Source organism: Scandinavium sp. M-37 (assembly GCF_043558715.1).
Taxonomy (GTDB): Bacteria; Pseudomonadota; Gammaproteobacteria; order Enterobacterales; family Enterobacteriaceae; genus Scandinavium; species Scandinavium vulneris_A.
The window spans coordinates 73,344-96,920 of record NZ_JBIGIN010000015.1; the positions used below are offsets into that span (position 1 = coordinate 73,344).

21 protein-coding genes are annotated in these 23,577 nt (G+C 55.3%); 13 read left to right on the top strand and 8 right to left on the bottom strand.

Features of this window, described 5'->3' with window-relative positions:
* Positions 1-156: 156 nt before the first annotated feature.
* Positions 157-1,953: a nitrate/nitrite two-component system sensor histidine kinase NarX gene (narX, locus tag ACG0Z5_RS12720; protein WP_394447853.1), complete on the top strand. Its 1,797-nt coding sequence runs from the start codon at positions 157-159 to the stop codon at positions 1,951-1,953.
* On the top strand, positions 1,946-2,596 hold the full coding sequence (gene narL / locus ACG0Z5_RS12725; RefSeq protein WP_319627552.1) for a two-component system response regulator NarL: 651 nt from the start codon (positions 1,946-1,948) through the stop codon (positions 2,594-2,596). Before narX ends, narL begins: the two co-directional genes overlap by 8 nt.
* Here the strand turns inward: narL and ACG0Z5_RS12730 are convergent.
* The gene (locus ACG0Z5_RS12730) at positions 2,593-3,987 is read right to left on the bottom strand and encodes a YchO/YchP family invasin (protein ID WP_394447932.1); all 1,395 of its coding nucleotides are present in this window, start codon (positions 3,985-3,987) and stop codon (positions 2,593-2,595) included. The genes narL and ACG0Z5_RS12730 overlap by 4 nt on opposite strands.
* 166 nt (positions 3,988-4,153) lie before the next feature.
* Between ACG0Z5_RS12730 and ACG0Z5_RS12735 the strand changes: the two genes are divergently transcribed.
* From ACG0Z5_RS12735 to ACG0Z5_RS12750, 4 genes are all read left to right on the top strand, one after another.
* Entirely contained in the window at positions 4,154-4,705 is a 552-nt protein-coding gene (locus ACG0Z5_RS12735; protein ID WP_394447855.1) for a YbhB/YbcL family Raf kinase inhibitor-like protein, read from the top strand.
* Positions 4,706-4,799: 94 nt separating this feature from the next.
* On the top strand, positions 4,800-5,150 hold the full coding sequence (locus tag ACG0Z5_RS12740) for a DsrE/DsrF/TusD sulfur relay family protein (RefSeq protein WP_394447857.1): 351 nt from the start codon (positions 4,800-4,802) through the stop codon (positions 5,148-5,150).
* A gap of 105 nt (positions 5,151-5,255) precedes the next feature.
* The gene (locus ACG0Z5_RS12745; protein WP_394447859.1) at positions 5,256-7,058 is read left to right on the top strand and encodes a methyl-accepting chemotaxis protein; all 1,803 of its coding nucleotides are present in this window, start codon (positions 5,256-5,258) and stop codon (positions 7,056-7,058) included.
* A gap of 215 nt (positions 7,059-7,273) precedes the next feature.
* Entirely contained in the window at positions 7,274-7,519 is a 246-nt protein-coding gene (locus ACG0Z5_RS12750) for a DUF1883 domain-containing protein (RefSeq protein WP_394447861.1), read from the top strand.
* Between the two features lie 76 nt (positions 7,520-7,595).
* Here the strand turns inward: ACG0Z5_RS12750 and ACG0Z5_RS12755 are convergent, their stop codons facing one another.
* Complete coding sequence (locus ACG0Z5_RS12755) at positions 7,596-8,276, bottom strand: gamma-glutamylcyclotransferase (protein ID WP_394447863.1); 681 nt, start codon at positions 8,274-8,276, stop codon at positions 7,596-7,598.
* Positions 8,277-8,452: 176 nt separating this feature from the next.
* Positions 8,453-8,683 carry a putative cation transport regulator ChaB gene (chaB, locus tag ACG0Z5_RS12760; protein ID WP_319627557.1) on the bottom strand — a complete coding sequence of 77 codons (231 nt, stop codon included), beginning with the start codon at positions 8,681-8,683 and terminating at the stop codon, positions 8,453-8,455.
* Positions 8,684-8,950: 267 nt separating this feature from the next.
* On the opposite strand from chaB, the gene chaA reads away from it, so the two are divergent.
* The 3 genes from chaA to ACG0Z5_RS12775 all read left to right on the top strand — a co-directional run bounded on the left by chaA (position 8,951) and on the right by ACG0Z5_RS12775 (position 13,863).
* Entirely contained in the window at positions 8,951-10,051 is a 1,101-nt protein-coding gene (gene chaA, locus ACG0Z5_RS12765) for a sodium-potassium/proton antiporter ChaA (protein ID WP_394447865.1), read from the top strand.
* A 359-nt stretch (positions 10,052-10,410) separates the two neighbouring features.
* Positions 10,411-11,784, top strand: coding sequence for an MFS transporter (locus ACG0Z5_RS12770; RefSeq protein WP_394447867.1), 1,374 nt, complete (start codon positions 10,411-10,413; stop codon positions 11,782-11,784).
* Positions 11,785-11,823: 39 nt separating this feature from the next.
* Positions 11,824-13,863, top strand: a complete 2,040-nt coding sequence (locus tag ACG0Z5_RS12775) for a TIM-barrel domain-containing protein (RefSeq protein WP_394447869.1) — start codon at positions 11,824-11,826, stop codon at positions 13,861-13,863.
* A 120-nt stretch (positions 13,864-13,983) separates the two neighbouring features.
* Here ACG0Z5_RS12775 and kdsA read toward each other — a convergent pair whose 3' ends face one another.
* The 5 genes from kdsA to hemA all read right to left on the bottom strand — a co-directional run bounded on the left by kdsA (position 13,984) and on the right by hemA (position 18,983).
* Positions 13,984-14,838 (bottom strand): 3-deoxy-8-phosphooctulonate synthase, encoded by an 855-nt coding sequence (gene kdsA / locus ACG0Z5_RS12780; RefSeq protein WP_319627561.1) that lies wholly within the window; start codon positions 14,836-14,838, stop codon positions 13,984-13,986.
* A gap of 39 nt (positions 14,839-14,877) precedes the next feature.
* Positions 14,878-15,687 (bottom strand): invasion regulator SirB1, encoded by an 810-nt coding sequence (sirB1, locus tag ACG0Z5_RS12785; RefSeq protein ID WP_319627562.1) that lies wholly within the window; start codon positions 15,685-15,687, stop codon positions 14,878-14,880.
* A gap of 78 nt (positions 15,688-15,765) precedes the next feature.
* A complete protein-coding gene (prmC, locus tag ACG0Z5_RS12790) occupies positions 15,766-16,602 on the bottom strand; it encodes a peptide chain release factor N(5)-glutamine methyltransferase (RefSeq protein ID WP_394447934.1) in 837 nt (278 codons plus the stop codon).
* Entirely contained in the window at positions 16,602-17,684 is a 1,083-nt protein-coding gene (gene prfA, locus ACG0Z5_RS12795; protein ID WP_319627563.1) for a peptide chain release factor 1, read from the bottom strand. The genes prmC and prfA overlap by 1 nt, the downstream gene beginning before the upstream one ends.
* 42 nt (positions 17,685-17,726) lie before the next feature.
* Positions 17,727-18,983, bottom strand: a complete 1,257-nt coding sequence (hemA, locus tag ACG0Z5_RS12800; RefSeq protein ID WP_394447872.1) for a glutamyl-tRNA reductase — start codon at positions 18,981-18,983, stop codon at positions 17,727-17,729.
* Between the two features lie 194 nt (positions 18,984-19,177).
* On the opposite strand from hemA, the gene lolB reads away from it, so the two are divergent.
* The 4 genes from lolB (at position 19,178) to dauA (ending at position 23,550) form a co-directional block, all read left to right on the top strand.
* On the top strand, positions 19,178-19,795 hold the full coding sequence (gene lolB / locus ACG0Z5_RS12805) for a lipoprotein insertase outer membrane protein LolB (protein WP_394447874.1): 618 nt from the start codon (positions 19,178-19,180) through the stop codon (positions 19,793-19,795).
* Positions 19,792-20,661: a 4-(cytidine 5'-diphospho)-2-C-methyl-D-erythritol kinase gene (ispE, locus tag ACG0Z5_RS12810; RefSeq protein ID WP_394447876.1), complete on the top strand. Its 870-nt coding sequence runs from the start codon at positions 19,792-19,794 to the stop codon at positions 20,659-20,661. The genes lolB and ispE overlap by 4 nt, the downstream gene beginning before the upstream one ends.
* 124 nt (positions 20,662-20,785) lie before the next feature.
* A complete protein-coding gene (gene prs / locus ACG0Z5_RS12815) occupies positions 20,786-21,733 on the top strand; it encodes a ribose-phosphate diphosphokinase (protein ID WP_097164424.1) in 948 nt (315 codons plus the stop codon).
* A 122-nt stretch (positions 21,734-21,855) separates the two neighbouring features.
* A complete protein-coding gene (dauA, locus tag ACG0Z5_RS12820) occupies positions 21,856-23,550 on the top strand; it encodes a C4-dicarboxylic acid transporter DauA (RefSeq protein WP_394447879.1) in 1,695 nt (564 codons plus the stop codon).
* The last annotated feature ends 27 nt before the right edge of the window (positions 23,551-23,577 follow it).

A 23,577-nucleotide genomic window follows, 5' to 3' on the forward strand; every position in this document is an offset into this window, starting at 1 on the left:
TTCACATCACTTAGCCGGGAAATACCCCTTTTCATCCCCTGCCCCGTCACCCCGGCAATTAAGAGGTAATCCTTTAGGGGTATGGGTATACTCCAGGTGATATCCGAGAATAAGCCTCACTCCCGGATTGTATCCAGGTCAGGAGCCTAGCTGTCGATGTTTAAACGTCTTTTTACCCCGCTTACGCTGGTCAATCAACTGGCGCTTATCGTTTTGTTGTCCACCGCCATTGGTGTAACGGGCATGGCTATCTCTGCCCGTTTGGTTCACGGGGTGCAGGGCAGCGCCCATGCCATCAACAAAGCAGGCTCCCTGCGAATGCAGAGCTATCGCCTGCTGGCGGCTATCCCGCTGCATCCTGACAGCCAGAAATTATTCGATGAAATGAACCAGACGGTAACCAGCCCGGAACTGATCGAAGCCGCACGCCGCGACGGTCAGCGTCAGCAGCTCGAAGCCCTGCAAACCTACTGGCAGTCTAAGCTTGCGCCGAGCATGAAGCTCGCAGACCGCCAGCAACAGGTGGCCGGAGAAGTCGCCAGCTTTGTGAACCGCATCGACGAACTGGTGACCGCTTTTGACCATACCACCGAAAAACGCATTCAGCATGTGGTGTGGGTACATCGCATGATGGCCCTGTGTATGGCGCTGCTGTTACTGTTCACCATCGTCTGGCTGCGCGCGCGGTTGCTGCATCCGTGGGAACAGCTGTTACGGATGGCGCGGGCGGTGAGCCAGCGTGATTTCACCCAGCGCGCGACTATCAGCGGTCGCAACGAAATGGCGACGCTGGGCATGGCGCTGAACAATATGTCGAAAGAGCTGGCGGGCAGCTACGCGGTGCTTGAACAGCGGGTTCAGGAAAAAACCGCCAACCTCGAACAAAAGAACGAAATCCTCAACTTCCTCTGGCAGGCCAATCGCCGTCTGCACTCTCAGGCACCGCTGTGCGAGCGCATTTCGCCAGTGCTCAATGGTCTTCAGGGCCTGACTTTACTGCGGGATATTGAAGTCCGGGTCTACGATTTGGAAGATGAGGAAAACCATCAGGAGTTTATTTGTCACTCCGAACAAGAGTGTGACGAAAAAGGCTGCTATCTCTGCCCGCGCAATCTGCCTGAGCTACCCGGCACCGGCACCACGCTGAAATGGCGACTGACCGACGCCCATAATCAATACGGCATTTTGCTCGCGACGCTACCTGCGGGCCGTCATCTGAGTCACGATCAGCAGCAGTTGGTTGATACTCTGGTAGAACAACTGACCGCCACGCTGGCGCTCGACCGCCAACAGGAGCGTCAGCATCAGCTGATTGTGATGGAAGAGCGCGCCACTATCGCCCGCGAACTCCACGACTCCATCGCCCAGTCGCTGTCGTGTATGAAGATGCAGGTCAGCTGTTTGCAAATGCAGGGCGAGAAACTGCCGGAAGACAGTCGCCAGTTGCTGAGCCAGATGCGTAATGAACTTAACACCTCCTGGATGCAGCTGCGCGAACTGCTGACCACTTTCCGGCTACAGTTAACCGAACCGGGCTTGCGCCCTGCGCTGGAGGCGAGCTGTGAAGAATACAGCGCTCGCTTTGGCTTCCCGGTGCAGCTGGATTACCAGCTTCCCCCGCGTTTTGTCCCTTCGCATCAGGCGATTCATGCCTTACAGATAGCCCGCGAAGCGTTGAGCAATGCGCTTAAACATTCTGAAGCGACGGAAGTCACCGTGTCGGTGACGCATAACGGCAACCAGGTCCGTCTGACCGTGACCGATAACGGCCGCGGCGTGCCGGACCATGCCGAGCGGAATAACCACTATGGTTTAATCATCATGCGCGATCGCGCGCAGAGTCTACGTGGCGATTGCCAGGTCAGACGCCGTGACGCGGGCGGCACAGAAGTTGTCGTCTCCTTTATTCCCGAAAAACCGCTTCCACAACCGCAAGGAGAAATCCATGAGTAATCAGGAACGGGCCACCATCCTGCTAATTGACGACCACCCTATGCTGCGCACCGGCGTCAGGCAATTGATCAGCATGGCCCCCGATCTTCTGGTGATCGGCGAAGCCAGCAACGGCGAACAGGGTATTGAACTGGCTGAGTCACTCGACCCGGATTTGATCCTGCTGGATTTAAATATGCCCGGCATGAACGGCCTGGAAACCCTCGACAAGCTGCGTGAGAAGTCACTCTCTGGCCGGGTGGTGGTGTTCAGCGTGTCGAACCACGAAGAAGACGTGGTAACCGCGCTGAAACGCGGGGCGGACGGTTACCTGCTCAAAGACATGGAGCCGGAGGATTTACTCAAAGCGCTGCATCAGGCCGCGGCGGGTGAAATGGTACTCAGTGAAGCGTTAACGCCAGTGCTGGCCGCCAGCCTGCGCGCCAACCGCGCTACCTCTGACCGCGATATTAATCAGTTGACCCCGCGTGAACGCGACATTCTGAAGCTGATTGCCCAGGGTCTGCCGAATAAAATGATCGCCCGCCGTCTTGATATCACCGAGAGCACCGTAAAGGTTCACGTGAAGCACATGCTGAAAAAGATGAAGCTCAAATCCCGCGTCGAAGCGGCGGTGTGGGTGCATCAGGAACGCATTTTCTAAGGCATCAGTAGCGAATCTGACGATGCCGCCGGGAAGGTCACCAGCGGCTCCGTCAGCACTAGCGTAATCTCATTGGACGAGACGCGCTGCCCCTTCTCATCTTCAACTACCACCGACAGATGCCAGCGATTCAGTGCCCCGTCGCTGTAATCCCACGCGGGCATAATCACCGTCCAGCCGTCGGTGCTGCTGCGATTCACCGGCGGCGTCAGGCTTAACGCCTGCGAATCCCCCTGCCAGGTCAGCGACTTTATTTTAAACCGGCTGCGCACCTGCAGCTTGAGGGACACCGTTTCGCCCGGCTGTAAATCCCAGGGTGGCGTGGCGAGGAACACCGACAGTGTTTTGCGCTGGCGATATTCCACCACCGGCAGATTACTGCGTTCCGGGCTGTCGTAACGACTGCCGCGCAGCGAGGTAAAGGCTGCCACTTCACTGGATGCCAGCTGTTTCTTCAACGGTACGCCAAAGCGATAGTTGAGCTTCATGCCGAGATTATTCTGGCTCACGCCGCTTTCGCCCTGCTTATGTTCGGCGGAAATGGTCACCAGCGGCACCGGGGTATACGCCAGGCCAAGGGACACGGCCATCGGGTTGTGATACCCGGTGCCGGAGTGGAATAAGTCGACGCTGTCGCCGTAATACTGCTCGAAACTGACGCTGGTATTAATGTAGCGATAAAACGGCAGTCGGGCCTGTGCGGTCAGATCGTACCCGCGCGCCATCCGGCTTTCCTGGGTTTCACTCTCGTCCTGCCAGCCATTGAACGGCTGATAGTAGTTCGCCGAAAGGCGCAAATATTCGCCCCAGGCTTCGGCGCCAAAGCCGCCACGCTGCAAGCGTTCGCCCAGCAGCGCGTCATAAAAAGCGTTGTAACCCACCAGCCAACTGCCTGCGATCCAACGCTGCCCGACGCCCAGGTTACTCACCAAACCATCGTCTTGCTCGGTGACGCCCACCTGACTCCAGGTCAAATAACGGTTGTTATCTTCCAACGGTACAAACCAACTGCCGTGGCTGCCGGTGAATTTACCTTCGCGGTCCACCAGCAATTCCGCCGAGGCGTTGCCCCACGGAGAAAGCCAGTAGTCCAGTTGCTGATTCACTTCGGCGTTCAGTTGATGACTGAGTTTTTCGATGGCGAAAAGGCGAGCCTGATCGCCGGTATCCAGCCCGTTATCCTTCATGCTGGCTTCGCCAAAGGCTTTCATCATTTCGGCAAGCTGCTTTTCACTTTCGTGATTATCAGGGGCAATGCCCAGACTCGGCAGCACGTCGGGGCTCTGCTCAAAAGGGTGTTCTGCCCGATCGACAAAGGTTTGACGAGCACCGGCGACACCTCCTGCGAAGGGCAAGAGTAGGAACAACAGAAGACGTGGTGGTGACAGCAAATATTGCAAAACGCAGCGGGATCCCTCAGTAAATCAACACGGTGCCGGATAGCACCTCCTTTTATTTTAACGGTTTTATTCTTCTCTTTCAGCCTAAGCGCAAATTTCAGGAAGATCCTTAAGCATCGGCTACAGTTAAACCAACCTTTCAGTGTGAGATGTGCTTATGAAAACCCTCCCCCGCCTGCTGGCCTGCGCGGCCTTATTTGCCAGCGTCAATGCCGCCTGCGCGGACAGTTTGTTTATACTGCAGTCGCCTAATTTTGCCGATAACGCGATGCTCGATAAAGCCTTCGCCGGGAATGACCCGAAGAATGCGAACTGCACCGGGAAAAACAACTCGCCGCCGCTGGTCTGGAGCAACGTTCCGCCGCAAACCCAAAGCCTGGCGCTGGTCGTGCACGATCCTGAGGGCAATAAAGGGCTCGGCGTGACGCATCTGGTGGCTTACAACATCTCCCCGGCGCTGACCGGATTTGGACCGGATGCCTTACGCGACGGGAAAGGATTCAGCGGTGGCAAAAACACGCCGGGCACCGCCAGCTGGTATGGGCCGTGTCCGCCTCCGGGAACCGGGGCCCACCATTACACCTTTACCTTAATCGCCACGTCGCTGCCACCGACCCTGCCCGAAGGCTTAACCCGCGAGGCGTTGTTTGAAAAACTGAAAGGACATCAATTGGCCGCCGCCGGGTTGATTGGCCGTTTCGGACAGTAGAGCTGCGCCAGATCATGCCCCAGGCCTGAAGCGGTTGGCAGCCTGGACGCGGCGCAGTAGCATCGGGAGTCTATACGCTATTTCAGGAGTGAGCATGCAACGTATTGTGATTATCGCCAACGGCGCGGCGTACGGCAGCGAATCGCTTTTTAACAGTCTGCGTCTGGCCATTGCGCTGCGCGACCAACAGCCGTTAGACCTGAAAGTGTTCCTGATGTCCGATGCGGTGACCGCTGGGTTGAAAGGGCAAAAACCGGCCGAGGGCTACAATATTCAGCAAATGCTGGAAATTTTAACCGCGCAGGATGTGCCGGTGAAATTATGCAAAACCTGCACCGATGGTCGGGGTATCACCCCGCTTCCGCTGGCAGATGGCGTGGAAATCGGCACGCTGGTTGAGCTGGCGCAGTGGACGCTCGAGGCGGACAAGGTATTAACCTTCTGAGCCAAAAAGTGCCGATAAAGTGTTTTTTCTTATGTACGCGGTTACAGCATCAAGTTCCTGGTTGGGTTGCCGATATGCCAGCAAACAACACAGCAGGAATATATTATGTTTCGTTCCATTCGCACGCGCATTATCGCTGCAACCGCCGGATGTCTGGCGGTTGCACTTCTTCTGAACACCATCATCAACTATCAGGTCACCCGTCGCGATAATCTTCAGGCGCAGCAGGAAATGCTGGTCAGCACGCGGATCAGTCACGGCATGGCCATCGCCGACTGGGTCAGCGGCAAAATGGCGGTCATCGCGTCGCTCGATAAAGTCGCCCTCAGTGACGACCCGGTCCCACAGTTTCTGCAAATGGCGCGCGCAGGCGGCTTCAGCAATGTGTATGTCGGCTACGCCAGCAAAACCGCGAAATTCTCCGACCCGACCGGCGTTCCCGCCGATTATGACCCAACCGCCCGGCCTTGGTATCAGCAGGTGCTGCATGATGATGCGCCGGTCGTGACCGCGCCATACGTCGACGCGGGCACGGGCAAACTGGTGGTGACCTTCGCAGTACCGGTGAAAGACAACGGCACATTGAAAGCAGTGGTTGCCGGGGACGTAACGATGGACAGCGTCGTAGCTAACGTACGGGAAATCCACCCTACCCCCGCCAGCAGCGGCTTGCTGCTGGACAGCGGCTTGCTGCTGGACAGCGACGGGAGTGTGATTGCCGCCAGCGATCCGGCCCTGACCCTGAAACCGTTTAATGACGCGATATCCGGCGTCGACTTACACGCACTCACCGCTGGAAAGACGGTGCAAGGCAGCCTCGGCGGTCAGGATAAAATCTTCTCTGCCGTACCGGTGAAGGGAACCCATTGGCTGCTGGTGGTGGCACTTGACCATCAGGACGCCACCTCCGGAATGAACGCCCTGCTGAAAGCCTCGGCCATCGCGTTTATCGTGCTGGTGCTGGTAGGGGGAGGCGTAGTGCATTTGCTGGTCGCGACGATGCTTAAACGGCTGATCACCATTCGCGATGCGATGCTGGCGATCAGCAACGGAACCAACGACCTGTCACAGCGCTTACCGGAAAACGGCAAAGATGAAGTGGCGCAAATCGCCCATGCCTTTAACCTGTTCAGCGATAAGTTGGCGCAGGTAATGCGCCAGCTGCGGGATTCCACCTCCTCGGTACGAACCGCCGCGCAGGAAATTGCCGCCGGAAACCGCGATCTGTCGGCCCGTACCGAACAGGCCGCCTCAAGCCTGCGTGAAACCGCCAGCGCCGTGGAGCAAATTAGCACCTCGGTGGCGCAGTCGACCGAATCCGCGACGGCCGCCAGCGCTCAGGCTGAGAAAGCGACCAAAGTGGCGTCTAAAGGGGGCAGCGTAGTGTCCAGCGCCATCGACACGATGCAGGCGATTGAAACCGCGTCGGCGAAAATCGGCGACATCACCAGCGTCATCGACGGCATCGCCTTCCAGACTAATATCCTCGCCCTGAACGCCTCGGTAGAAGCTGCACGCGCCGGGGAGCAAGGGCGCGGATTCGCCGTCGTCGCCGGTGAGGTGCGCAACCTCGCCAGCCGCAGCGCCCAGGCGGCGAAAGAGATTAAAACGCTGATCGACTCCACCACCCAAAGCGTCGCCACCGGCTCATATTTCGTGCGCCTGGCCGGGGAGAGCATGCAGGAGATAGTGTCCAACATCGGCAGCGTGTCGGGGATCATCCGTGAAATCAGCATCGCCAGCAGCGAACAGATGCAGGGCATTAAAGAGATAAATCACGCGGTAATTCATCTGGACAGAATGGTGCAGCAGAATGCTGAACTGGTGGTGGAATCGGCCGCAGCGGCGGGCGCCCTGCAAAGCCAGGCGGGCGACCTTGCTACAACCGCCGGACATTTCCGCATTTAATTTTCTGCTGGCGCGGTTTTGAACTTCAAATCACGCGCCAGCTGAATGGTTTCAGGAACATTGTCATTTTTGTTGAATCGTTGCCGCATTTTTTGATCAAAATCAGCATCAGTCCCCTCCCCATTTGGTGTTATGCCATGAGTGAATTGTGAACAACATCACACACGGGGATTCTCTGGCACGGAGTGCGTGGGCGGACAGCAACGGGGTAAACAATGGCAATGGTGAAAGCAAGTTTGACGTTATTTGGTGGGGATACGGTGGTGGTTCGGTGCTCTGAACGCTGCCACATTCATTTGATGAGTGCAAAAAAACAGGCGAGCGATGCGCAGACGGATATCCTCAGCGTGCAAAATCGTGAAAATGCCTATCTGACCGTGCCGTACAGTGGAACCTGGAACGTGCTGATCGACAGTCATAGCCAGTCACTGGAACATTCAATCAGCTTCGTTCCGGCATAATACTGCCCGGTGGCGCTTCGCTTAGCGGACCTACACAACCGTAGACCCCGCAGGCGCTAGCCCCACCGGGCATTTTTCATGCCGTTCGCGGCAGATGTTCACCATTCAGCAGATAGCGCACTTTCCCGACCAGCTCGTTCAGACACTCGTCCTGCATGCCCAGCTTCACTAATTCCTGTTCGAGCGAGAACAGATACTGGGCGTTAGTGCCGAGCGGCCCACTGGCGGCGGCAATCAGCGGGGCGATGACCTGCACGCTGGTGTCTGATTCATACAGCGGGTGGCGCGGATCCATGATGAACACGAGCGCGTTCACCGTCTGACCGTCGTCGAGTTCCAGCTTGCACCAGGTCGGCAGATAGCATCCGGTGATCATTTCACGCTTCCAGAGCAGCGACAGCTCCTCTTCGAGCGTACCATCCGGCAGACGATAGGCGACGCCGGTGGTGCGTCCGCCCTCTTTTAGGGCAAGCATGCGGCCTGGCTGACAGGCACTTCCACGCCCTGCCGTCAGGCGTAAACAGAAGGCACGGTGCCAGCCGACGAGCGTCCCGGTGCAGGATTCACTGTAATCCAGCGCCGGGTTCCACATCAGGGAACCGTAACCAAAAATCCATACCGGGCCATCATCCGGACGACAGGCTAACGTCGCGGCCAGTGAGGCTGCACGTTGTTCCGACGACCAGAGTAGCGATTCCTCGATTGCACCAAACGCCGTCTTGCAATCGGCTTTCAGCAAGAAATCACGTGTTAACACTTTATACCTCCGCCACTGCAATCTTCCCTGTTACCACTATTTCCCTCTGAATTGCTGAAATATTATCCAGCTTCCTCAGACAATATGCAATGAACGGGCCGAAGGCAAGGCAACAAAGTGTTAATAAATGACAATTGTTTCCGGCAAGTGACAGCTTATTCCATTAAGCCTTTCATTTACTTCTTCTTATGCCACTTATCATCGTCTCCCTTCTGATAATCATTCTTCACCGCCGCCCACGCCACACGGTGCGCGGTCTCTTCGCGGCTGGCATCGTCCCGGCGGTCTTCTTTATGCTTATACTGATCCCAGGCGCTGTTAAACGCTTCTTTATAGATATCCTGAGCATGAGCGGGGAGCACATGCTGCACGCTGTCGGGTAAATCACTTCGGTCGTGGTAAGGCATAACGCTCTCCTGAATTGAGACCCGTATTCAGTGTGGCCGAGGATTTCCTGAGGCGCAAATTCAAGAGATTATTGCAGACAAATGACAAACAACTCACTGTTATATAAATAAAATATAAACATAACATGATTTTTACTGTGTTTATTATGATTGATGATACAGAGAGGTAAATTTCAGTAAAAATATGCAGATAATACCGAGTGGTCTGCTATCTTATATCCTTATGTTATCTATAATTAAAATTACCTGCTCAAATGGAGATGGTTCATGACACATGCACATGAGGCGGTGAAAACCCGCCACAAGGAGACGACTCTCATTTTCCCGGTACTGGCACTGGCAGTGCTGGTGTTCTTTGGTAACAGCCAGTCACTGCCAGTGGTTATTGGGATTAACATCCTGGCCCTGGTCGGTATTTTAAGCAGTGCTTTTAGCGTGGTTCGCCACGCAGATGTGCTGGCCCATCGTCTCGGCGAGCCTTACGGCTCACTCATTTTAAGCCTCTCAGTCGTTATTCTTGAAGTGAGCCTTATTTCCGCATTAATGGCCACCGGCGATGCGGCCCCGACCTTGATGCGTGACACCCTGTATTCGATCATCATGATTGTTACCGGCGGCCTGGTGGGCTTCTCGTTATTGATGGGCGGACGCAAGTTTGCCACCCAGTACATGAATCTCTTTGGCATTAAACAATACCTGATTGCCCTGTTCCCGCTGGCAATCATCGTGCTGGTATTCCCGATGGCGCTGCCGGGTGGGAATTTCTCGACCGGACAGGCGCTGCTGGTTGCCCTGATTTCCGCCGCGATGTACGGCGTGTTCCTGCTAATTCAGACCAAAACGCACCAGAGCCTGTTCGTGTACGAGCATGAAGACGAGGCCGACGACGATGACCCGCATCACGGTAAACCCTCCGCGCACAGCAGCGTCTGGCATGCAGTGTGGCTGGTGATCCATCTGATTGCGGTCATCGCGGTGACTAAAATGAATGCCGGCCCGCTGGAGATGCTGCTCGGGACCATGAACGCCCCGGTAGCCTTTACCGGCTTCCTGATTGCGCTGCTGATCCTCTCCCCTGAAGGTCTCGGGGCATTGCGTGCGGTGCTGAATAATCAGGTACAGCGTGCAATGAATCTGTTCTTTGGTTCGGTGCTGGCGACCATTTCTCTGACGGTGCCGGTCGTGACGCTCATTGCGTTTGCAACCGGGAATCATCTGGAGTTCGCGCTGGGGGCGCCGGAAATGATTGTGATGGTGGCGTCTCTGGTACTGTGCCAGCTCTCCTTCTCCACCGGACGCACCAATGTGCTTAACGGTTCGGCGCATCTGGCATTGTTTGTGGCGTATTTGATGACAATATTTGCCTGATAACGGCTGCCAGCAATGGCGTTATTGCAGATAGCTCTCCTTTGAAATGGGGAGCTATCTGAACGTTATTCCTTCACTCCCTCGACATTATTTATTTTTTATTTGAAAACGTGAAGCGCTTAGCAAATATCAGCATGAATAGTCTAAAAACCAATTAACGCAACATCAAAACAAAATATAATAATTGTCCACACCACCAACCTTCACTACTCTCACCTGCACACATTCATTATCAAGTCATATCACCCTCAATACGTTAATATTCACCAAAATAATATGAACAGGATTTTACATCTCTCTCCGCTTAGAAAATAAAGCTGTATTTCTGGGCCTGCACTTCTATTACTGGAGCGAATGAAATGAGTTCTCTTATTGAAAGCACCCAGCCATCTGATGCTGATTCATTACCTCTGATACAACGGGTCAGTTATGGTGCGCTGGATGTCGCTGGCAACTTGCTGTACTGCTTTGGTTCTACCTACATTCTTTATTTTTACACGGATGTTGCAGGTATCAGCCTTGCTATTGCAGGGATCATTCTGCTGCTGGCGCGTATCGTAGACGGCATTGATGCCCCTGTATGGGGAGTTATCATTGATAAAACGCGCTCACGCTATGGTAAATGTCGCCCCTGGTTTTTATGGTTGCCGTTGCCCTTTGCCGTATTCAGTGCGCTTTCGTTCTGGTCACCCGATATTAGCATGACAGGAAAAGCCATCTATGCAGCCATATCTTACATGTTGGCCAGCATTCTTTTCACAGGCTTAAACACACCACTAAGTGCAATATTACCCCTAATGACCCTATCGCCAAAAGAGCGATTAATTTTAAATTCGTACCGCATGACGGGTGGGCAAATTGGGGTGTTATTAATGAATGCCACAGCATTACCTTTGGTTGCTTTTTTGGGTAATGGCAATGACAAAATCGGTTTTATTTATACCGCGATAACGTTCGCCGTAATATCCTGTGCGCTCACATTTTTTGCCTTTAAAAATATTCGCGAATTAGATGCAGGAAAGATTCAGCAACAACCACGACTCCCAATGATAAAAAGTTTCTCGGCCATGAAGGGAAACTGGCCGTGGATCCTGATGGTGCTGGCGAACCTCATTTTCTGGATTGCCTTACAGCAACGGGCCACCACCATTGTTTACTATTTAACCTGGAATCTTGATCGTAAAGATCTGGTCCCGCTCATCAACAGCCTCGCCACGTTGCAGATTTTATTCATCATCGCCATCCCCTTCTTCAGTAAATTTCTGAGCAAAACCTGGATATGGATAAGCGGTCTGCTGGTGGCTGCTTTCGGCGGGATATTGATGTGGTTCGCGGCAGATAACATTCCTTTGCTCATCGCCGCCTGGGTGCTCGCCAATATCGGTAGCGGGATTGCCTGCTCAATGCCCTTCGCCATGCTCGGTTTTGCGGTCGATTACGGTAAATGGAGAACCGGTATCCGCGCCACGGGTGTCCTGATCGCTTTCGGCAGTACCTTCTGCATCAAAATGGGCAGCGGGATCGGTACGGCATTTGCGGCATGGATTATGAACAGTTTTGGGTATGTGCCTAATCATGCCCAGACCGCCGATGGCCTTACCGGCATTACCTGCGCCTTTATCTGGGCGCCAGCACTCCTCTTTGCGCTGGCAGCGCTGCCTTTGCTCTTCTTTCGTCGATATGAAGCGATGGAGAGCCGTATCCAGCAGGACCTGCTGTCTGACACTCACTGAAAATTTCCAACCCATCAATCACAATCGGAAGGAATACCTATGTCGTTTATCAAGCAAGACCCCCATCGTTTGATCTGGCAATACAACGATCGCTATCTATGGATTGAAGCCTGGGGCGAAAATAGTCTGCGCGTTCGTAGTGGACGTCATCTGCCAGTGATGCGAAATGAAAACTGGGCCTTAACGGAGGTTCCCGCCACCTGTGCGGCCCAACTGACCTATGGGGATAAACAAGCCACGCTGAAGAATGGAAAAATTACCGCGGTGGTTAATCAACAGGGGCAAGTCAGCTTCTGGCGCGATTCAGAGAGATGTTTGCTTCAGGAATTCTGGCGTCAACGCGGCGAAATGGGTGAGGACGAATCTGCGCATGGGCAATATGTCAGCGCCCTGAATCTGGAAGGACGCGAGTTCAAACCCATCCCCGGCGGCAAGTTCTCCATCAAAGCGCGCTTTGAGGCCAATGAAGGCGAAAAATTATATGGGATGGGGCAGTATCAACAGCCGAATCTGGATTTAAAAGGTTGCATGCTGGAGCTGGCCCAACGAAATTCTCAGGCGTCGGTCCCCTTCCTCCTTTCCAGCCAGGGGTACGGCTTTTTATGGAATAACCCGGCAATTGGCCGTGTCACTTTTGCCCAAAATGGAACGGAGTGGGAAGCCGCTGTCAGTGAACAGTTAGATTACTGGATAACCGCAGGTGATACCCCCGCTGAAATTAGCGAAGCCTACGCCCGGGTCACCGGTACACCCCCTATGATGCCGGAATACGCCATGGGGTTCTGGCAATGCAAACTGCGTTATCGTAATCAGGAAGAATTACTCACCGTTGCGCGTGAATACAAGCGTCGCCAACTCCCTCTCTCTGTCATCGTCATTGATTTCTTTCACTGGCCGAATCAGGGCGACTGGATGTTTGACTCCCGCGACTGGCCCAACCCGGATGCCATGATTGCAGAGCTAAAATCGATGGGCATTGAACTGATGGTGTCGATTTGGCCGACAGTCGATAATCGCACCGACAGCTACAAAGAAATGAAACAAAACGGTTGGCTGGTCCATACCGAACGTGGTTTGCCCATCAATATGGATTTCCTCGGCAATACGACCTTTTTCGATGCCACAAATCCGGGGGCGAGGGAGTATGTCTGGGGCAAAGCAAAACGCCATTACTATGACAAAGGCGTGAAGCTGTTCTGGCTGGATGAAGCAGAGCCTGAATTCAGCGTCTACGACTATGATAACTATCGCTACCACGCCGGACCGGTGCTGGAGGTTGGTAATATTTATCCGCGCATGTATGCCAAAACGTTCTTTGACGGAATGAAAGCTGACGGGGAGGAACAGGTGATCAATCTCCTGCGCTGCGCCTGGGCAGGCAGTCAGAAATACGGTGCGCTGGTGTGGTCCGGCGATATTCACTCCTCATTCCGCTCATTGCGCAACCAGTTTGCGGCGGGTCTGAATATGGGGATCGCGGGTATCCCGTGGTGGACAACGGATATCGGCGGTTTTCACGGGGGCAACATCCACGATCCGAAATTCCATGAGCTGTTAATCCGCTGGTTCCAGTGGGGTGTTTTCAGCCCCGTAATGCGTCTACACGGGAATCGGGATCCACAGATACTGCCGGAACAACCTTATCGTGACGGCATTGCACAATGCCCTACCGGGGCACCAAATGAGGTCTGGAGCTTCGGAGGCGAGGTAGAGGAGATTCTGATTGGCTGTCTGCAACTGCGCGAGACATTGAAACCTTATCTCACCCAAATTATGCAGGAAACCCACCGTAAAAATACGCCCGTCATGCGAACGCTGTTCTTTGAATTCCCGGATCAACCCATGAGTTGGAATATTACCGATCAATACTGTTTCGGACCGGATCTGTTGGTCGCGCCGATTCTAAATGAAGGCGTTCGGGAGCGGGAGGTGTGGCTACCTGAAGGGGAAAGCTGGATTGATTTTTATAGCGGAGAGCGCTATGCGGGTGGGCAAACACGTTCTCACGCCGCACCGCTGAATCAGATCCCTGTTTTCATTCGGGAAAAAGGGAAATATCGTCACTTACTGCCGATGTAAATCAGACGCCTTCGGTGCCTTACGCCTCACCGGAGGGGAGTAAACTGCTTGAGTGTCTGTGCTGAGTGTCATAAAGGATCCGGGAACGGCTGCGCATTTCCGGATCCTTTCAACGGCTTCTTACTTGCTGGTATCCAGCGGTTCGAAGTTCTTCACCAGGTCGTCAATGGCTTTGATCTGCTTCAGGAACGGTTCCAGTTTATCCAACGGCAGCGCGGACGGGCCGTCGCATTTCGCGTTTTCTGGATCCGGATGCGCTTCGATGAACAGACCAGCCAGGCCGGTTGCCATCCCGGCACGCGCCAGTTCGGTTACCTGACCACGGCGACCGCTGGATGCGGCACCAAACGGGTCACGGCACTGCAACGCATGGGTCACGTCGAAAATCACCGGAGAGTTGCCGGAAACGGCTTTCATCACGCTGAAGCCCAGCATGTCGACAATCAGGTTGTCGTAGCCAAACTGCGTCCCACGGTCGCACAGGATAACCTTGTCGTTCCCGCCCTCGGCAAATTTGTCGACGATATTCCCCATTTGGCCGGGGCTGACGAACTGCGGTTTTTTCACGTTGATCACCGCCCCGGTTTTCGCCATCGCTTCGACCAGGTCGGTCTGGCGGGCGAGGAACGCAGGCAGCTGGATAACGTCAACCACTTCGGCCACAGGCTGCGCCTGATGTGCTTCGTGAACGTCAGTTATCAGTTTCACGCCGAACGTTTGCTTCAGTTCCTGGAAAATCTTCATCCCTTCTTCGAGGCCCGGGCCACGATAGGATTTGATGGATGAGCGGTTGGCTTTATCAAAAGAGGCTTTGAACACGTAAGGAATGCCCAGCTTTTGGGTCACGGTCACATAGTGCTCACAGATACGCATCGCGAGGTCACGCGACTCGAGCACGTTCATACCACCGAACAGTACGAACGGCAGGTCGTTTGCGACGTTGATATCGCCAATGCTAACCACTTTTTGTTTCATAGGATCGCCTTATCAGGGGTTAATCGGATTCTTTCCGGATTAATGCAAGGTAATGTGTTTGTTCGCGATGTTGTTGATCTGCGCGCGAATAATTTCGCTGATCGGATCTTCCGGGCACTGTTCGACGAAATAGCTCAAATCGCTGAGCGCCACGTGCTCACACTCCAACTGGGCGTAGATCAGACCGCGATCGCGGATTTCATACGGGTCTTCCGGATTAAACTGCAACAGCGCCTCGCTGACGCGCAGCGCCAGCTCCATCTGCCGCTCTTCCATCAGCGCAGATTTCAGGGTGTCGAGCAACTTACGGATAACTTCGGCGTTGTCCGCTTCATCCAGGTCTTCGTTAAACAGTTCAGCCACCGGGCTGATATTGCCTTTCAGCCACACTTCGAGGGTGTGTTCATCAAGGGTATCGCCGGTAAACGGATTAATAAGCCACATTTCGCCGGTTTCAACGTCGGCACGCAGCAGCAGCTGGGTCGGGAAAATCACCGGCATCATTGGGATAGACAGGCTGCGGGCGACCCAGAGCATGATCGCCCCGAGCGAAACGGCGCTGCCTTCACGGTTTTTCAGAACGGTATCGAGCCACAGCGCGTCGGAGAGACGGTAAATACCGTGGGCGGAACTGAAACCCCATTCGCCGTAGAACAGCTCAATCAGGCGTTCTACCTGACGGGTTTCGGTCCACGAAGGGCTAATCTCTTCCCGTGCCAGACTCACCAGTTGCTCCAGCTCGTCTATGACGTACTGGGCCTGGAAATCGTCACGGATGAGTTCAGAGATGAGGATCATGCCGTCGCACAAAGGTGCTTTGTTAAATTCAAAATCTGCTAATGACCTCATGACCTACCCCAACTGCGGGTTGCGCAATGGCAACCAGATAACTTCAAAATGATGCTAATAATAACGCTAAACGGGCTTTCAGTCAGCATTACGTCGTCCGACCGTTAAGCGTTCGTTGCCGCCATAGTCACGACAGGTTTCCACCTGCGTATAACCCGCCTGAAGATAGCATTGACGCACCGCGTCACCCTGCTTCCAGCCGTGTTCCAGCAGCATCCAACCGCCGGGCGTTAAAAAGTGCCGCCCTTCACGAATGATGTAAGCTAAGTCGGCCAGTCCTTCGTCTGCTGCCACCAGCGCAGTCCGCGGTTCAAAACGCACGTCACCTTCAGCGAGATGCGGGTCCTGTTCGTCAATATACGGCGGATTACTCACAATCATGTCGAATGTGCGGCCCGCCAGCGCGCTAAACCAGTTGCTCTGCACAATCGTTATATTGTCGATGCCCAGACTGGTGGCGTTACGTTGCGCCAGCGCCACGGCATCTGCAACAAAATCCACGGCGGTCACCCGGCAATCCGGGCGATCGCTTGCCAGTGCCAGGGCTATCGCCCCGGTGCCGGTGCCTAAATCGAGGATATCGCAGGCCGCAGAAGGCAAACGCGCCAGCGCCTGTTCCACCAGACACTCGGTGTCCGGGCGCGGGATAAGCGTCGCCGGAGAGACTTCCAGCGGCAATGACCAGAACTCACGCATGCCGACTAAATGTGCCACCGGTTCGCCGTTGACCCGGCGGCTCAGCAGCAATTCCAGCCTGTCGCTTTGCTCGGCCGTTAAGGCTGTTTCATCAAAAGCCAGAATGTAGGTCCGCGTTTTTCCGCTGACGTGGCCGAGCAAAATCTCGGCGTCGCGGCGCGGGCTTTCACTCTGCGCCAGACGGGCAATCGCCTGCGTCAGCCACTGCTTAAAATTCATCATTCCTGATCGGACAACGCCGCCAGCTGATCGGCCTGATATTCCTGGACGATCGGTTCAATCAGCATGTCGAGTTTGCCTTCCATCACCTCATCCAGACGATACAGCGTCACGTTGATACGGTGGTCGGTCACGCGGCCCTGCGGGAAGTTGTAGGTGCGGTTACGATCGCTGCGATCGCCGCTGCCCAGCAGGTTACGACGGGTTGAGGCTTCAGCCTGCTGACGTTTCGCCACTTCGGCGGCACGAATACGCGCCCCGAGTACGGACAACGCTTTGGCTTTGTTTTTGTGCTGCGAACGTTCGTCCTGACACTCCACCACAATGCCGGTTGGCAGGTGGGTAATACGGATTGCGGAGTCGGTGGTGTTAACGTGCTGACCGCCCGCGCCCGAGGAGCGGAAGGTATCAATACGCAAGTCCGCCGGGTTGATGTCCGGCATTTCGGCTTCCGGCAGTTCTGGCATCACTGCCACGGTGCAAGCGGAGGTGTGAATACGCCCCTGCGATTCGGTGGCCGGGACACGCTGTACGCGGTGACCGCCGGATTCAAATTTGAGACGACCATAAACGCCGTCGCCGCTGATTTTGGCGATGACTTCTTTGAAGCCGCCGTGCTCGCCTTCGTTGGCGCTCATGATTTCTACCCGCCAGCGGCGAGATTCGGCGTAACGGCTGTACATGCGGAACAGATCGCCTGCAAACAGCGCGGCTTCATCTCCGCCGGTTCCGGCGCGGACTTCGACAAACGCGCTGCGTTCGTCATCCGGATCCTTCGGCAGCAACAACACCTGAAGCTCTTGCTCCAGCTGTTCGCCTTTGGCTTTGGCGTCCTGCAACTCTTCCTGCGCCATGTCGCGCATTTCAGGGTCGTCGAGCATCATCTGTGCCGTTTCAATATCTTCCTGCACCTGCTGCCAGTCGGTAAAACATTTCGCCACGTCGCTGAGTTGGGCGTACTCCCGCGACAGCGCGCGGAAACGATCCTGATCGGCGATGGTTCCGGCATCACCCAGCAGCGCCTGAACTTCTTCATGGCGCTCGTGCAGTGCTTGCAGTTTGGCAACAATAGACGGCTTCATAGGCCTGGATTCATCCTGTAATGAGAATTTGAGAGAGCGGCGCTATTCCAGCCCGAGGCTGTCGCGCAGAATATTCAGGCGTTCATCATCCCCGTCACGGGCAGCCTGTTGAAGTGATTTTGTCGGGGTGTGGATCAGGCGATTGGTCAGCTTACGCGCCAGATCCTGCATTATGGCTTCGGCGTCGCCGCCTTGTTGCAGCGCGGCCAGCGCACGGGCAGTGAGTTCATCACGCACCTGATCGGCCTGCGAGCGGTATTCACGAATGGTCTCGCTGACGCTTTGCGCGCGCAGCCATGCCATAAATTCACTGGTTTCCTGCTCAACGATAGTTTCAGCCTGCTGAGCTGCGGCTTTGCGCTGCGCCAGGTTATGCTGAATGATATTTTGCAGGTCATCCACACTGTACAGATAGGCGTTGGCGAGCTTGCCGACTTCCGGCTCAACATCGCGCGGAACGGCAATATCCACCAGCAGCATCGGTTGATTACGTCGCGCCTTCAGCGCACGTTCAACCATCCCTTTACCGATGATGGGCAGCGGGCTGGCGGTGGAACTGATAATGATATCCGCCTCTTTCAGGCGTTCATCGACGTCGCTAAGGGCAATGACTTCGGCCCCGACTTCATCCGCCAGCACCTGCGCACGTTCGCGGGTGCGGTTGGCAATCAGCATTTTTTTGACGCGATGTTCGCGCAAATGGCGGGCCACCAGTTCGATGGTTTCCCCGGCGCCGACCAGTAATACGGTGACCGACGACAGCGATTCAAAGATTTGCCGGGCTAGCGTACAGGCGGCGAACGCCACGGACACGGCGCTGGCACCAATATCGGTTTCGGTACGTACTCGCTTGGCGACGGAGAAGGATTTCTGGAACATGCGTTCCAGGTCGCTGGCGTGCAGATGACCGCGACTGGAGTCAGCGAAGGCTTTTTTTACCTGCCCCAGGATCTGCGGTTCACCGAGGATCAGTGAATCCAGCCCGCTGGCCACGCGCATTAAATGGCTGACCGCGTCGTTATCCTGATGCCAGTAAAGGCTGTTGCGCAGGTCTTCTTCATTGAGCTGGTGATAATCACACAGCCAACGAATCAGCGATTCCTGCAAATTACCCTGTTCTTCAACGCTGAGATAAAGTTCGGTACGGTTACACGTCGACAGCACGACTCCGCCCTGCACCATTGGCTGGGAAAGCAAACTTTCCAGCGCCTTGTCGAGCGTATCCGGCGAAAACGTAACACGTTCTCGCAGCGCGACCGGAGCGGTTTTGTGGTTAATGCCTAGTGCCAGGAGCGTCATGAATGCAGGAGTAGTACCAGCGTTGATAAGGTTAGTCTCAGCGCATCATACAGGATGCGCAAGGTCAATAAAAGGGAGGCCCCCCTTTCGGAGTAATCGGTAATATTATGATTTGGGACAACTTGAACGTAGACGCTGCCCGCAGGCGGCGCTAGCATTGACGGTTATAACTGCAACGTATCTCAAGGATTTTTATGAACCTGACCCCTGTATTACGCCTGATGCCCCTGGCGGCGCTGGTACTGACCGCCTGTACCATTAACGCGCCGAAGGGTCCGGGCAAAAGCCCAGATTCTCCGCAGTGGCAACAGCATCAGCAAGAAGTACGTCAGTTGAACCAGTATCAGACCCGTGGCGCCTTTGCTTTCCTGAATGATGAGCAAAAAGTCTATGCCCGCTTCTTCTGGCAGCAGACCGGGAAAGATAACTACCGTCTGCTGCTGACCAACCCGCTCGGCAGCACCGAGCTGTCGTTGACCGCGACGCCCGGCAGCGTGACGCTGGTGGATAATAAAGGTCAGTCGTACACCTCCACCGATGCCGAAGAGATGATTGGCAAACTGACCGGAATGCCTATCCCGCTGAATAGCCTGCGCCAGTGGATCCTCGGCCTGCCGGGCGATGCCACCGACTACAAACTTGACGACCAGGCGCGCCTGAGTGAGCTGAACTACACCCAGAACGGTAAAACCTGGAAAGTGGTGTACAGCGGTTATGACAGCAAGAGCAAACCCTCCCTGCCGTCAAACATGGAGCTGACCGAAGGCAGCGAGCGCATCAAACTGAAAATGGATAGCTGGATAGTTAAATGAGTACCCGTTGGCCTTCCCCGGCAAAACTGAATCTTTTTCTTTATATCACCGGCCAGCGCGCCGATGGTTATCACACGTTGCAGACGCTGTTTCAGTTTGTTGATTACGGCGACACGATAACCATCGATGTACGGACGGACGGCGAGCTGCGCCTGCTGACGCCGGTAACAGGCGTGGCGGATGAAGAGAATCTGATCGTGCGTGCCGCGCGTCTGTTGATGAAGACTGCGGCGGACAGCGGTCGCCTGCCGCAGGGCGCTGGCGCAGACATCAGTATCGACAAGCGTTTGCCGATGGGCGGCGGGCTGGGCGGTGGCTCTTCAAATGCGGCCACCGTGCTGGTGGCCCTGAATCATCTGTGGCGCTGCGGGCTGTCAGTGGATGAACTGGCGACATTAGGTCTGACGCTCGGGGCCGACGTGCCGGTGTTTGTTCGCGGTCATGCAGCCTTCGCCGAAGGCGTGGGTGAAGAACTGACTCCGGTCACCGTCCCGGAAAAATGGTATCTGGTCGCGCACCCTGGCGAGAGCATCCCGACCCCGGTTATCTTCAACGATCCCGAATTGCCCAGAAATTCACCGCGCAGGTCAATTGAAACGTTACTAAAATGTGAATTCAGCAACGATTGCGAGGTTATCGCAAGAAAACGTTTTCGTAAGGTTGATGCAGCGCTTTCCTGGCTGTTAGAATACGCCCCGTCGCGCCTGACTGGCACCGGGGCCTGTGTGTTTGCTGAATTTGACACCGAATCCGCTGCCCGCCAGGTGCTTGAGCAAGCCCCGGAATGGCTGCAGGGCTTTATTGCCCGCGGTGTGAACATCTCACCGTTAATGCACGCTTTGAAGGAGCAGACTGAGTTTCGGTGACAACGTCACCCCGTTCCAGACGTTGCATCGTGCTCATTAATACACCGCCTGGATGAAATGCGCCTGGCCCGCACAGTTTTTGGCCCATTCATCCACCACTGGACGCATGCCTGAGGTTCTTCTCGTGCCTGATATGAAGCTTTTTGCTGGTAACGCTACCCCGGAACTAGCACAACGTATTGCCAACCGCCTGTACACTTCTCTTGGCGATGCCGCCGTAGGTCGTTTTAGCGACGGTGAAGTCAGCGTACAAATTAACGAAAATGTACGCGGTGGTGATATTTTCATCATCCAGTCCACTTGTGCCCCAACCAATGACAACCTGATGGAATTGGTTGTAATGGTCGATGCTCTGCGCCGTGCTTCCGCAGGCCGTATCACCGCCGTTATCCCTTACTTTGGTTATGCCCGTCAGGATCGTCGCGTACGTTCTGCTCGTGTGCCAATCACTGCCAAAGTTGTCGCGGACTTCCTGTCCAGCGTCGGCGTTGACCGCGTACTGACCGTTGACCTGCATGCTGAACAGATTCAGGGCTTCTTCGATGTACCGGTAGACAACGTCTTCGGCAGCCCAATCCTGCTGGAAGATATGCTGCAGCTGAAACTGGAAAACCCAATCGTGGTTTCTCCGGACATCGGCGGCGTTGTGCGTGCTCGCGCTATCGCGAAACTGCTCAACGATACCGATATGGCTATCATCGACAAACGTCGTCCACGCGCTAACGTTTCCCAGGTGATGCACATCATCGGTGACGTTGCGGGTCGTGACTGCGTGCTGGTTGATGACATGATCGACACCGGCGGCACTCTGTGCAAAGCCGCCGAAGCGCTGAAAGAGCGTGGTGCAAAACGCGTATTTGCTTACGCGACTCACCCGATCTTCTCTGGCAATGCGGCGAGTAACCTGCGTAACTCCGTCATCGACGAAGTTATCGTCTGCGATACCATCCCGCTGTCGGATGAAATCAAAGCGCTGCCAAACGTCCGTACCCTGACCCTGTCAGGTATGCTGGCGGAAGCGATTCGTCGTATCAGCAACGAAGAATCCATCTCTGCCATGTTCGAGCATTAATCGAACCCGGTATAAAAACCCGCTGCGGCGGGTTTTTTTGTTTTCAATAACTATTTGTATGACTAATGCCTCCTTCATTTGCCATTCACAAAGCAAATGATGCGCTCCTGGAAAAGACCGCTGTGAATAAAGCCACACTCGCAGATATCTTACCGTTTCGCGCCCTTATCGACGCCTGCTGGAAAGAAAAGTACACCGTTAACCGTTTCACCCGCGACCTGATCGCCGGGATAACCGTCGGCATTATTGCCATTCCGTTAGCCATGGCGCTGGCGATTGGCAGCGGCGTTGCGCCGCAATATGGCCTCTATACCTCGGCGGTCGCCGGGATCGTTATTGCCCTGGCAGGCGGTTCGCGTTTCAGCGTCTCCGGCCCGACCGCGGCGTTCGTGGTTATCCTCTACCCCGTTTCCCAACAGTTCGGCCTCGCGGGCCTGCTGGTGGCGACCCTGATGTCGGGCGTATTTCTGGTGCTGTTCGGCCTCGCCCGGTTTGGCCGCCTGATTGAATATATCCCGATCTCGGTCACCCTCGGGTTTACCTCCGGGATTGGTATCACCATCGCCACCATGCAGATTAAAGATTTCTTCGGCCTGCAGTTAACCCACATGCCGGAACACTACTGGCAAAAAGTGGGCGCGCTGATTATGGCGCTACCGACGATCAATCCGGGCGATGCAGCGATCGGCGTGGTGACGCTGGCGACCCTGATTTTATGGCCGCGGCTGGGTATTCGACTGCCCGGGCATTTACCGGCCCTGCTGGGGGGCTGTGCGGTGATGGGCGTGGTCAATCTGCTCGGCGGTCACGTGGCGACCATCGGTTCGCAGTTTCACTATATTCTCAGCGACGGCACCCAGGGCAACGGCATTCCACAACTTCTGCCGCAGCTGGTGCTGCCGTGGAACATGCCTGACTCAAGCTTTACGTTGAGCTGGGATTCCTTGCAGGCCCTGCTGCCCGCCGCTTTCTCCATGGCGATGCTGGGCGCGATTGAATCGCTGCTGTGCGCGGTGGTGCTCGACGGCATGACCGGCACCCGCCATAAAGCTAATAACGAGCTGATTGGCCAGGGTCTGGGCAACATGATTGCCCCATTCTTTGGCGGTATTACCGCCACTGCTGCCATCGCCCGTTCGGCCGCTAACGTGCGCGCTGGAGCCACCTCACCGGTGGCGGCGATAATCCACGCGGTGCTGGTGATTATGGCGCTGTTGGTGCTGGCCCCGCTGCTGTCGTGGCTGCCGCTCTCCGCGATGGCCGCCCTGCTATTAATGGTGGCGTGGAACATGAGCGAGGCGCATAAAGTGGTGCATCTGCTGCGCCGGGCGCCAATCGACGACATCGTGGTGATGCTTATCTGTATGTCGCTCACGGTGCTATTCGATATGGTGGTGGCGATCAGCGTCGGTATCGTGCTGGCCTCGTTGCTGTTTATGCGCCGTATCGCGCGCATGACCCATCTGGCCCCGGTGAATGTCACCGTGCCGGACGATGTGCTGGTCATTCGGGTGATCGGCCCGCTGTTTTTTGCCGCCGCCGAAACGGTCTTTACTGACCTGGAGTCGCGCATCAGCGGCAAGCGTGTGGTGGTGCTGAAGTGGGATGCCGTGCCGGTGCTGGATGCTGGCGGCCTCGAAGCGTTCCAGCGTTTCGTGAGTAAACTACCGGAAGGCTGCGAACTGCGGGTATCGAATCTGGAATTCCAGCCGTTGCGTACCCTGGCGCGGGCCGGTGTTCAGCCCATTGCGGGCCGACTGGCGTTTTACCCTAACCGCGATGCGGCCCTGGCGGATATCGTCGATAATCAGCCTTAAAGCCAAACAATGATTTAAACGACCTAA

Bases quoted from the DNA above. Each gene is read 5' to 3' on its own strand.
- prfA (WP_319627563.1), bottom strand. From the start codon at position 17,684: ATGAAGCCGTCTATTGTTGCCAAACTGCAAGCACTGCACGAGCGCCAT.
- prmC (WP_394447934.1), bottom strand. From the start codon at position 16,602: ATGAATTTTAAGCAGTGGCTGACGCAGGCGATTGCCCGTCTGGCGCAG.
- chaA (WP_394447865.1), top strand. From the start codon at position 8,951: ATGACACATGCACATGAGGCGGTGAAAACCCGCCACAAGGAGACGACT.
- ACG0Z5_RS12775 (WP_394447869.1), top strand. From the start codon at position 11,824: ATGTCGTTTATCAAGCAAGACCCCCATCGTTTGATCTGGCAATACAAC.
- hemA (WP_394447872.1), bottom strand. From the start codon at position 18,983: ATGACGCTCCTGGCACTAGGCATTAACCACAAAACCGCTCCGGTCGCG.
- ACG0Z5_RS12740 (WP_394447857.1), top strand. From the start codon at position 4,800: ATGCAACGTATTGTGATTATCGCCAACGGCGCGGCGTACGGCAGCGAA.
- chaB (WP_319627557.1), bottom strand. From the start codon at position 8,683: ATGCCTTACCACGACCGAAGTGATTTACCCGACAGCGTGCAGCATGTG.
- kdsA (WP_319627561.1), bottom strand. From the start codon at position 14,838: ATGAAACAAAAAGTGGTTAGCATTGGCGATATCAACGTCGCAAACGAC.
- ACG0Z5_RS12770 (WP_394447867.1), top strand. From the start codon at position 10,411: ATGAGTTCTCTTATTGAAAGCACCCAGCCATCTGATGCTGATTCATTA.
- ACG0Z5_RS12750 (WP_394447861.1), top strand. From the start codon at position 7,274: ATGGCAATGGTGAAAGCAAGTTTGACGTTATTTGGTGGGGATACGGTG.
- ACG0Z5_RS12745 (WP_394447859.1), top strand. From the start codon at position 5,256: ATGTTTCGTTCCATTCGCACGCGCATTATCGCTGCAACCGCCGGATGT.
- sirB1 (WP_319627562.1), bottom strand. From the start codon at position 15,687: ATGAGGTCATTAGCAGATTTTGAATTTAACAAAGCACCTTTGTGCGAC.
- narX (WP_394447853.1), top strand. From the start codon at position 157: ATGTTTAAACGTCTTTTTACCCCGCTTACGCTGGTCAATCAACTGGCG.
- ACG0Z5_RS12735 (WP_394447855.1), top strand. From the start codon at position 4,154: ATGAAAACCCTCCCCCGCCTGCTGGCCTGCGCGGCCTTATTTGCCAGC.
- lolB (WP_394447874.1), top strand. From the start codon at position 19,178: ATGAACCTGACCCCTGTATTACGCCTGATGCCCCTGGCGGCGCTGGTA.
- ispE (WP_394447876.1), top strand. From the start codon at position 19,792: ATGAGTACCCGTTGGCCTTCCCCGGCAAAACTGAATCTTTTTCTTTAT.
- narL (WP_319627552.1), top strand. From the start codon at position 1,946: ATGAGTAATCAGGAACGGGCCACCATCCTGCTAATTGACGACCACCCT.